This window comes from Nocardia higoensis NBRC 100133, from assembly GCF_000308595.1.
Classification (GTDB): Bacteria; Actinomycetota; Actinomycetes; order Mycobacteriales; family Mycobacteriaceae; genus Nocardia; species Nocardia higoensis.
The window spans coordinates 22067-32106 of record NZ_BAGA01000011.1 but is presented as its reverse complement, the minus strand read 5'-3'; the positions used below and the strand labels follow the sequence as shown (position 1 = coordinate 32106).

Genomic DNA, 10040 nt, shown 5'->3' with positions numbered 1-10040 from the left:
CTGCTGAATAGGTCATGATGGCTGCTCCTCACACCCTGGCCGCGGTGATCTGCTGGGCGATGACCTCGCCGACCTTCGTGGCCGCCGCGGTCATGATGTCGAGGTTGCCCGCGTACGGCGGCAGGAAGTCGCCCGCGCCCTCGACCTCGACGAACACCGACACCTTGGCGTGCCCGCCGGAGACCACCGACGGCTCGTCGAACTGCGGTTCGTTGAGCAGCCGGTAACCGGGCACGTACTGCTGGATGTCGGCGACCATCCGGTGGATGGAGTCGGCGATCTCGTCGGTGTCGGCGTCGTCGGGAATCGCGCAGAAGATGGTGTCGCGCATGATCATCGGCGGCTCGGCCGGGTTGAGGACGATGATCGCCTTGCCGCGCCGCGCGCCGCCGATGGTCTCGACGCCGCGGCTGGTGGTCTTGGTGAACTCGTCGATATTGGCCCTGGTGCCGGGACCGGCCGAGACCGACGACACCGAGGCGACGATCTCGGCGTAGGGCACCGGGACCACGCGCGAGACGGCGGCCACGATCGGAATGGTGGCCTGGCCGCCGCAGGTGATCATGTTGACGTTGGGGGCGTCGATGTTCGCGTCGAGGTTCACCGGCGGCACCACCGCCGGGCCGACGGCGGCCGGGGTGAGGTCGACGGCGCGGATGCCCGCCTCGGCGTAGCGGGGCGCGGCGGCGCGATGGACGTAGGCGGAGGTGGCCTCGAAGATCACGTCGGGCAGTTCGGACTGCCCGAGCAGCCAGTCCACGCCCTCGTGCGAGGTCTCCAGGCCGAGCCCGCGCGCCCGCTTCAGGCCCTCGCTGTCGGGGTCGATGCCGATCATCCACCGCGGCTCGATCGACTCCGATCGCAGCAGTTTGTACAGCAGATCGGTACTGATGTTGCCGGAGCCGACGATCGCGGCGGTGACGGTGCCTTGTGCTGACACGGCGTCCTCCTCGGTGTGTTGTCCAGAGCTGTTGTGCCGAAGCTGTTGTGCCGTAGCCGGTTCGGCGGTGCTGGTCCGGCGGTCTAGCCGAATCGAAGACGCACCGACCCGAGCCCGGCGAACTCGGCGAGGAAGTCGTCGCCGGGGCGGGCGTCGATGGCGCGGGTGCAGGAGCCGGGCAGCACGATGTCGCCCTTCTTCAACCGCACCCCGAACGAGGCGACCTTGCGCGCCAGCCACGCCACCGCGATCACCGGGTCACCGAGTACCGCGTCGCTGCGCCCCTCGGCGACGACCTCGCCGTTGCGGGTGAGCACGGCGTCGATGGCCTTGATGTCGATGTCGGCGGGCGCGACACGCTCGCGGCCGAGCACGAAGCCGGCCGAGGAGGCGTTGTCGGAGATGGTGTCGCACAGCCCGATCTTCCAGTCCTTGATCCTGGAGTCGATCAGTTCGATCGCGGGGGCGTAGGCGACGGTGGCGGCCAGCACGTCGGCCTCGGTGCAGTCCTCGCCGGGCAGGTCCGCGCCGAGCACGAACCCGACCTCGACCTCCACGCGCGGGAACAGGTAATCGCCGGCCGGAACCGGGACGTCCTCGAACACCTCCATCTCGGCGAGCAGATGGCCGTAGTCGGGCTCGTCCACGCCCATCATCTGCTGCATGGCCAGGGAGGACAGGCCGACCTTGTGGCCGACCACCCGCGCGCCCCCGTTCAGACGGCGGCGGATGTTGATGAGCTGGATCTCGTAGGCGTCCACCACGTCGATGCCGGGATGCCGGGCCACCAGCGGGTCGATCGGGATCCGCTGCGCTTCGGCCTTCGCCAGCTCGTCGGCCAGTTCGATTCGTTCCGCGTCGGACAACACGTCAGATTCCTTCCGCTGTGGCTCCTTCGGTCACGCGCGCCGCGTGGCGTCCGGCTCGCCGGCCGGAGAAGACGCAGTCGGCGAGCGACAGTCCGCTGACGTACGAGTCCGAACAGATCCCGACGGCGGTCCGCCCCGCCGCGAACAGGCCGGGAATGACCTGCCCGGCAGTCGATCTCACCGCTCCGGTGGTCTCGTCGACGACCACGCCGCCGAGGGTGAGCATCGGGCAGGGGTTGGTCAGGCTCGGCTTGATACCTACATCCAACAACCAATACGGTCCGCCGCGCACCGATTCGGTGAATTCGGCGGGCTTGCCGACCGGGTCGGGCTCGCCCGCCGCGATCGCCGCGTTGTGTTCCTCGACGGTGGCGCGCAGCCCGGCCGGGTCGATGCCCGCGGCGCGCGCCGCGTCCTCGAGGGTTTTTCCGCGCTTGGCGTTGCGCCGCATGACCTCGAACTGGGCCCGCTGGAACCAGGCCGCCTCGGTGCCGATCTGCCGGATCGCGGTGCGCATGCGCTCGTCGTCGGCGAGCACCCAGCCCTGCCCGTCGTGCTCGTTGACCAGCAGGTGACCGACCGCGGCTCCGTAGCGGGTCTCGTCCACCACGCGGCGGCCGCGGGCATCGACCAGCAGCGCGCCGGTGAAGCTGCTCGGCGGCAGGATGAACCGCCATGCCGAGATATTGCCCATCCGGTCGGTGGCAGCGCCGACCCGCTGCGACATCAGGATGCCGCTGCCGTCGTCGCCCATGCTGCCCAGCTCCAGGCCGTGCCGGTACTGCGGGCCGTACTGCCGCACCATCTCCCGGTTGGAGATGAACCCGCCCGCGCTGACCACCACGCCCCGTTCGGCGCGCACCCGGATGGTGCGGCCGTAGCGGCGGTCGAGCGCGTCGAGCTGCCGCATGAGGGTCTTGCGCAGCGGCGGGTAGTAGATGCCGGGCTTGGCGGCGATCGCGGCCAGCCTGATGTAGCGGGACCGCACGCGGACGGGGGCCGCGCGCAGGGTCCGGCACTCGACGCCGACCACCGCGCCGTCGGCATCGGTGAGCAGCCGGGTCGCGGTGGTGAGGGATTCGACGCGCACGCCGTGGCGCAGCGCGGAGGCGATGAGCGGGCCGGTCATCTTCTTGCCCGAAGTGCCACGCCCCTTGACGCGATGGCCACGCTGCGCGGGCACCGCGACCTCGCGGCCGTAGCCGGAGACCTCGCTGCCGCTGTAGTAGAGGTAGTACTTGTCGTTCGGGTACGAGGTCTTGTACGGGCACAGCGAGGCGTCGAAGGGAACCCCGTGGCCGGACAGCCAGTCGATCATCGCCGGGCTCTCGTCCACGAAGCGCTGCAGGGTCTCCGGCGACACCGCGTCGCCGACCTCGCGACGCAGGTAGGCCAGCATCTGCTCGGGCGAGTCCGGCACGCCGGCGGCGCGTTGCACCGAGGTGCCGCCGCCGGCGTAGATGATGCCGCCCGACAGCGCCGAGGTACCCCCGCCGGTGAACCGTTCGAGGACGAGCACATCGGCTCCGGCGCCCGCCGCTTCGAGCGCCGCGCACGCACCCGCCGCGCCGAAGCCGATCACCACGACATCGGCGGTGAGATCTGCGGGGAAATCAGGGGTGAATTCAGCATCCTGGCCCATGCACTCTACTCCGAACTGAAACAGGTTTTCCCGGCGGATGAGACGCCGGACAACTCTTCTGCCTCTCAACATAGACCAACGGCGCGTCCATTCTATAACGTGTTCTACATGACTGATCCGGTTCTTGACCCACACAGCTACGACGTGGTGGTCGTCGGCAGCGGCGCCGCAGGCATGACCGCCGCCCTCACCGCCGCCCATCACGGACTGCGGGTCGTCGTCCTCGAGAAGGCAGCGCACTACGGTGGCTCGACCGCTCGCTCCGGCGGCGGCGTCTGGATCCCCGGCAACAAGGCGCTGCTGGCCTCCGGTCGTCCCGACGACCGCGAACAGGCCCGCACCTACCTGCACAGCATCATCGGCGACGTGGTGCCCAAGGACCGGATCGACACCTATATCGACCGCGGCGCCGAGGCCTTCGACTTCGTGCTCGACCACACCCCGCTGAAGATGAAGTGGGTGCCCGGCTACTCCGACTACTACCCGGAGGCCCCCGGCGGTCTCGGCCAGGGCCGCTCGTGCGAGCCCAAACCGTTCAACCTGAAGACCCTCGGCGCGGAGAAGGACAAGCTGGAGCCGCCGTACGCCAAGGCGCCGCTCAATGTCGTTGTCATGCAGGCCGATTACGTCCGGCTGAACCTGATCCGCCGCCACCCGAAGGGCATGATGCGGGCGCTGCGCGTCGGCGCGCGCACCTACCTGGCGAAGTTCACCGGCAAGGAGATCGTCGGCATGGGCCGGGCGATCATCGCCGCCATGCGCAAGGGGCTGCTCGACGCCGACGTGCCGGTGCTGCTGGAGACACCGATGACCAAGCTGGTCGTCACCGACGGCGTGGTCACCGGCGTGGAGGCACTGCTCGACGGCAAGCCGACGGTGTTCACCGCGCGCTACGGCGTGGTGCTCGGCAGCGGCGGCTTCGAGCACAACGCCGAGATGCGCGAGAAGTACCAGCGCGCGCCGATCACCACCGAATGGACCACGGGTGCGGCCGCCAACACCGGCGACGGCATCCAGGCGGGCATGGACGTGGGCGCCGACGTGGGCTTCATGGAGGACGCGTGGTGGGGCCCGACGGTGTTCAAGGGCGGCAAGCCGTGGTTCGCGCTCGCCGAGCGGAATCTGCCGGGCTGCATCATGGTCAACTCACAGGGCAAGCGGTTCGGCAACGAGTCCGCCCCGTACGTGGAGGCCGTGCACACCATGTACGGCGGCGAGTACGGCCAGGGCGAGGGGCCGGGTGAGAACGTTCCCGCATGGCTGGTGTTCGACCAGCGCTACCGCGACCGCTACATCTTCGCGGGGCTGCAGCCGGGCCTGAAGTTCCCGTCGCGCTGGATGGAGAACGACAACATCGTCAAGGCCGCCACGGTCGAGGAGCTGGCCGACCGGATCGGCGTGCCCGCGGACAGCCTCGCCTCGACGGTGCAGCGCTTCAACGGTTTCGCCCAGTCCGGCAAGGATGCCGACTTCGGGCGCGGCGACAGTCATTACGACCGCTACTACGGCGATCCGACGGTCAAGCCGAACCCGTGCCTGGCCGAGATCTCGCAGGGACCGTTCTACGCCGCCAAGATCGTGCCCGGCGATCTCGGCACCAAGGGCGGCCTGGTCGCCGACTCCTCCGGTCGCGTGCTGCGCGAGGACGGCACCACCATCCCCGGCCTCTATGCCTCCGGCAACTGCTCGACCCCGGTCATGGGCCACACCTACGCCGGTCCCGGCGCGACCATCGGCCCCGCCATCACCTTCGGTTACCTGTCGGTGCTCGACATCGTCGAACGCAAGAAGGCGCAGGCGGCCACCGCTTCGGCCCAGGCCTGAACACAGCGTCCGCTCGGTGGGCTCCGGTGTTCCGCGCACCGGGGCTCACGACGCGGGATGACCGACAGGCACGGCCCATCCATCCACCGCTTCACGAGGAGAACATCCGATGCCCATCGATCCGTCCGTAGCGCTCGGGGCCGAGCTGCCCGCGCGGGAGTTCGCCTGGACCCCTTCCGACGTGCAGCTCTACCACCTGGGTCTCGGCGCGGGCGCACGCTGGACCGATCAGGCCGAGCTGCGCTATCTCGACGACCGCGAGCCCCAGGTGCTGCCCGGCTTCGCCACCGTCGCCCAGACGCTGCACGAGACCGAGCCGCCGAAGGTGAGCTTCCCCGGCATCGACATCGACCTGGCCAAGGTCGTGCACGCGCACCAGGAGGTTCACGTGCACCGGCCGATCCCGGCCGCGGGCAAGGCGACCGGCACCGGCCGGGTCGCCGAGCTGTGGGACAAGGGCTCGGCGGCGGTGATCGTGCAGGAGCACACCATCACCGGCTCCGACGGCGAGCCGCTGTGGACCACCCGCTCCTCGATCTTCGCCAAGGGCGAGGGCGGTTTCGGCGGCGAACGCGGCCCGAGCACCAAAGCCGAACTCCCCGAACGGGACCCGGATCTCGAGCTGCTCATCCCGACCCTCCCCCAGCAGGCCCTGCTCTACCGGATGCTCGGCGACCGCAATCCCCTGCACTCCGACCCCGCCTTCGCCCGAGCCGCCGGCTTCCCCAACCCGATCCTGCACGGCCTGTGCACCTACGGCCTGGTCTGCAAGGCGGCCACCGACAACGTGCTGGATTCCGACGCGACCCGCGTCACCGGCTATCGCGCCCGCTTCGCCGGCGTCCTCTACCCGGGCGAGACCATCCGTGCCCGGATCTGGCGTGGGGACGGCGAATTGACCATCGCCGCCACCGCCGTCGAGCGCGACGACGCGCCGGTCTTGAACGATGTCAGCCTGACGTTCCGCTAGACCACAGACCCTCGCGGTGGGCGGGTAGGTCTCCCAGCCATACCGTACGACATCTGGACCACTGCATCCGGTGCGGTCAGCTCGGCGACCTCGCGCACCCACGCGGCAGTTCCGGCATGGTCGAGCGGCGTCCGGACACAGAGGGTCGATGCGGAGCTATCGGTCACGGACGTCTCCTTTAGAATCATTGTCTGTTTAGTTTAGAAATCATGCAATCAGACAGACGGGCACACCTGTAGAGGGAATGCCCCGGCCTCCCCCCGCGCGAAAGAAGGACCATGCCCATAGCCACCCTCAACGGGATCGCCCTCAGCTACGACGTGAGTGGCACGGGGCCGCTGGTCGTGCTGGTCATGGGAGCAGGCAGTCCCGGACGAGTATGGCGCACCTACCAGGTGCCCGCGCTGGTCGAGGCCGGATTCCGGGTCGCGACCATGGACAACCGCGGTATCGCGCCCTCGGCCGAGTGCGCAGGCGGCATGCGCGTGGAGGACCTGGTCGCCGACACGGCCGCGCTGATCGAACACCTCGGCGGCGGCCCCGCGCACGTGGTGGGCACTTCGATGGGCGCGCGGGTGGTGCAGGAGCTGGCGCTGGCCCGCCCCGAACTCGTGCGCAGGGCGGTCATGCTCGCGACCGTCGGCCGCCCGCATCCGCTCGCGCGCACGCTGAACCTGGGCGAGCAGGCCTTGCACGACAAGCGCGTCCAATTGCCGCCGGAATACGCGGCGGCGGTCAAGGTGATGCTCAACCTCTCCCCGCACACCGTGCAGGACCCCGCCAAGGCGCAGGAGTGGCTCGACATCTTCGAGTTCGGCGCCTCCGCGACACCGTCCGCGGGCGTGCGCGCCCAACTGGGGATGGACCGGTCGCAGGACCGCCTCGCCGCGTACGCGCGCATCACCGCCCCGAGCCTGGTCGTCGGATTCGCCGACGATCGCATGGCCCCGGCGTTCCTCGGGCGGGAAGTGGCCGAGGCCATCCCCGATTCCCGTTACGTCGAGATCGAGCGCTGCGGCCACCTGGGCTATCTGGAACGGCCGGAGGAGGTCAACCGCGTGATCATCGACTTCCTCCTCGGCCGCTGAGTTTCCTGCTCGGCCACAGAACTCCCGAGACGCCCACCGGAAGAGGACATCCAGCGATGACCGCGGAACTGCCACCCTGCCCTGCCTGCTCCTGCGAGTACACCTACGAACTCGGCGCGCTGCTCGTCTGCCCCGAATGCGCGCACGAATGGACCCCGACCGCCCGCAACGACGACGCCTCCGAGGGCGGGGTGATCCGGGACGCCGTCGGCAATGTGCTCTCGGACGGCGACACCGTGACGGTGGTCAAGACACTGAAGGTGAAAGGCAGCGCGACGGGCATCAAGGCGGGCACCAAGGTCCGCAATATCCGGCTGGTCGCCGGGATCGGCGATCACGACATCGACTGCAAGGTCGACGGCATCGGACCGATGCAGCTCAAATCGAGCGTGGTCAAGAAAGTCTGACCCGCCCGGGCGGCCGAGCCCGCATCGGCGGGCATCTCGGACTACTCGCCGTAGTGCCCGCCGACCGCGACGATCACGATTTCGGTCTCGGTGACCTGATACACCAGTCGATGTTCGCGAGTAATCCGCCGCGACCACTGGCCGGAGAGTTGATGCTTCAACGGCTCCGGCTTGCCCACCCCGGTGAACGGGCCGGCGAGCGCAGCCGCGATCTGCTTGTTCGCAGCTTTCGAGACCGTGCGATCACGAGCCAGCCAGGACGAGTAGGTCTCCCAGCCGTACCGGGTGAACACCAGCTTGCGCTCAGTCATCAGGGTCTATCAATTCATGCGCCTCGAACTCTCCCCACTGGGCCTCTTGCGCGGATTCGAGTAGGCGGACCCCGCCGTGGGTAGCGAGGACGTACATGGTCTCCTGCATCGAATTCCAGTCCGATTCGGAGACCAGTACGGCATTCTCGCCGGTTTTCGTCACCACAGTGACAGTGTCATGATCGTCATTGACCTGCTTCACCAGGGCGAATAGGTTCTGGCGCACGGTGCCCCTGCGTGTGCGCCCCTATCGAGTGCCCGTTGCCTCGAGATGCTGGGGCGCGTGGGTCCGGCGGGGAGCCAGGGATTGAACGACCAGGTAGTACACGACGATCACTGCCATCGGGGCGAGGGCGGGGGCCCAGGCGAGGTTCACGGGCAGCAGTGCCGCGGCGGCGGCGCAAGCGGTGAAGCCGATGGCGCCGAGCACCGAGGGGAGGGTGGTGGGGACGACGCCGGAGGGGGCGGAGACGGTGGCGGCGTTGAGGAGGTAGGCGGTCGCGACCAGGCCGGTGGCGGCCGATTCGACCGCGCCGACATCGGCGGCGAAAGTCAGGACCGCGAGCGCGAGCAGGACCGCGGCGACGGCGGCGGCGCGGAACCACCAGCCGAGGACCACCAGGACCAGGGCCGCCAGGGCGGCGGGCGCGGAGAGCAGGGCCACGCCCGCGGTGAGCAGGACGCCGGCCAGGACGGCGAGGAAACGGGTCATCGGCGGATCCTGGTGCTTCGGCGGTGGGCGGGCAGCAGGCGCATGGCCTGGTCTAGACGCACGTCCTCGGGCCAGCCGACGATGTCGACGCCGACGGCCGCCATGTCGCGATACATCGCGGCGCGCTCCAGATGCCACATGCGCGACAGCGTCTCGTCGAGCTCGTCGCGGAAAGGGGTGCCGCGCAGCACGTCGACCACGACCACAACGTGACCGCGTTTGCGCAGGTCGATGAGGGCCAGCGCGAACTGGGTGTCGAGCAGGGTGGAGAAGGCGACGACGACCGCGCCGAGCGGGACGGCGGCGTGCGGGGCGAGGGTGCCGGTGGTGGGGATGTGCTCGTCGCCGACGGCCAGCACGGTGTCGACGATGCGGTAGAACTGGCGGCGGCCGATATCGGGGCGCAGCCAGCGCGGCTGGTCGCCGAGGCACACCACCGCGGTGCGGTCGCCCGCCGCGAGCGTGGACTGGACCACCTGGGCCGCGCCGCGCACCGACAGCTCCAGCGCGTCGGTGGCCGGGCCGGGGGCCTGCAGCGAGGTGTCGATCAGCACCACGACGTCGGCGGAGCGGTTGGTGAGGCGCTCGGTGACGAACAGCCGCCCGCGCCGGGCACTGACCGGCCAGTTCACCGTGCGCAGTTGATCGCCGGGACTGTAGACCCGGATGTCGGCGTATTCGACGCCGGGGCCGTGCCTGCGGGTGAGATGGGTGCCGAGGCGTTCGGGCAGTTCGGTTCTCGGCATGCGCATACGCTGCGGATCGGTCACCGGATACACGAAGAGCTGTCCGGCGGGCATGATCTCGCTCGCGGTGACCAGCCCCGACGGATTCAGCGCGGTGACCCGCACGGACAACGGATATCGGCCCCACCGCGCCGCGGACACGCTCAGGCGCAGTCCCGCCGGTCCCGCGCCGGAATCGTCGGTCTGCTCGACGGCGATGTCCAAGCCGGTCATCGGCTCGGGCGCGAGCCGCAGCAGCGCGTGCCCGGACTCCACGTACGCCGCGACCGAGTACTCCACCCGCTCGACCTCGAAACAGCGCTGGGCACCGCCGCCGTCGAGCCCGATCACCGTGCGCGCGCGCTGCCAGGGCGCCGTGGCCAGCACGCCGAGCATGGGCGCGGCGAACACCACCGGCTGCCAGCGCGCGAACGCCACCGCCAGCAGCAGCGCGACCGCCGCGCACCCGGCCAGCATGTACGCCAGAGGCGATGGCCGCCACCGTAATTCGGCCTCGACCGTGGCCTGCGCGTCGCGATGTCTCATCTCGCG

11 protein-coding genes are annotated in these 10040 nt (G+C 69.6%); 4 read left to right on the top strand and 7 right to left on the bottom strand.

Annotated elements, in window-relative coordinates; all coding sequences use genetic code 11:
- Positions 1-28 precede the first annotated feature (28 nt).
- The 3 genes from ON26_RS02075 to ON26_RS02065 all read right to left on the bottom strand — a co-directional run bounded on the left by ON26_RS02075 (position 29) and on the right by ON26_RS02065 (position 3451).
- A complete protein-coding gene (locus ON26_RS02075) occupies positions 29-940 on the bottom strand; it encodes an acetaldehyde dehydrogenase (acetylating) (RefSeq protein ID WP_040794221.1) in 912 nt (303 codons plus the stop codon).
- A gap of 83 nt (positions 941-1023) precedes the next feature.
- On the bottom strand, positions 1024-1809 hold the full coding sequence (locus tag ON26_RS02070) for a 2-keto-4-pentenoate hydratase (protein WP_040794220.1): 786 nt from the start codon (positions 1807-1809) through the stop codon (positions 1024-1026).
- Between the two features lies 1 nt (position 1810).
- The gene (locus ON26_RS02065) at positions 1811-3451 is read right to left on the bottom strand and encodes an FAD-binding protein (protein ID WP_040794219.1); all 1641 of its coding nucleotides are present in this window, start codon (positions 3449-3451) and stop codon (positions 1811-1813) included.
- 108 nt (positions 3452-3559) lie between these two features.
- On the opposite strand from ON26_RS02065, the gene kstD reads away from it, so the two are divergent.
- From kstD to ON26_RS02045, 4 genes are all read left to right on the top strand, one after another.
- Positions 3560-5275: a 3-oxosteroid 1-dehydrogenase gene (gene kstD / locus ON26_RS02060; RefSeq protein ID WP_040794229.1), complete on the top strand. Its 1716-nt coding sequence runs from the start codon at positions 3560-3562 to the stop codon at positions 5273-5275.
- Positions 5276-5384: 109 nt separating this feature from the next.
- On the top strand, positions 5385-6245 hold the full coding sequence (chsH3, locus tag ON26_RS02055) for an enoyl-CoA hydratase ChsH3 (RefSeq protein ID WP_040794218.1): 861 nt from the start codon (positions 5385-5387) through the stop codon (positions 6243-6245).
- Between the two features lie 278 nt (positions 6246-6523).
- Positions 6524-7333, top strand: coding sequence for an alpha/beta fold hydrolase (locus ON26_RS02050; RefSeq protein WP_040794217.1), 810 nt, complete (start codon positions 6524-6526; stop codon positions 7331-7333).
- Between the two features lie 56 nt (positions 7334-7389).
- Positions 7390-7740, top strand: coding sequence for a zinc ribbon domain-containing protein YjdM (locus ON26_RS02045; protein ID WP_040794216.1), 351 nt, complete (start codon positions 7390-7392; stop codon positions 7738-7740).
- Positions 7741-7781: 41 nt separating this feature from the next.
- On the opposite strand, the gene ON26_RS02040 is transcribed toward ON26_RS02045, so the two are convergent.
- Genes ON26_RS02040 through ON26_RS02025 form a run of 4 tightly spaced genes read right to left on the bottom strand, consistent with a single transcriptional unit; the run spans position 7782 to position 10034 of the window.
- A complete protein-coding gene (locus ON26_RS02040; RefSeq protein ID WP_040794215.1) occupies positions 7782-8051 on the bottom strand; it encodes a Txe/YoeB family addiction module toxin in 270 nt (89 codons plus the stop codon).
- Positions 8044-8277, bottom strand: a complete 234-nt coding sequence (locus ON26_RS02035) for a type II toxin-antitoxin system Phd/YefM family antitoxin (RefSeq protein WP_040794214.1) — start codon at positions 8275-8277, stop codon at positions 8044-8046. Before ON26_RS02035 ends, ON26_RS02040 begins: the two co-directional genes overlap by 8 nt.
- Before the next feature lie 21 nt (positions 8278-8298).
- A complete protein-coding gene (locus ON26_RS02030) occupies positions 8299-8763 on the bottom strand; it encodes a hypothetical protein (RefSeq protein ID WP_040794213.1) in 465 nt (154 codons plus the stop codon).
- A complete protein-coding gene (locus tag ON26_RS02025; protein ID WP_040794212.1) occupies positions 8760-10034 on the bottom strand; it encodes a DUF58 domain-containing protein in 1275 nt (424 codons plus the stop codon). Before ON26_RS02025 ends, ON26_RS02030 begins: the two co-directional genes overlap by 4 nt.
- Between the last annotated feature and the right edge of the window lie 6 nt (positions 10035-10040).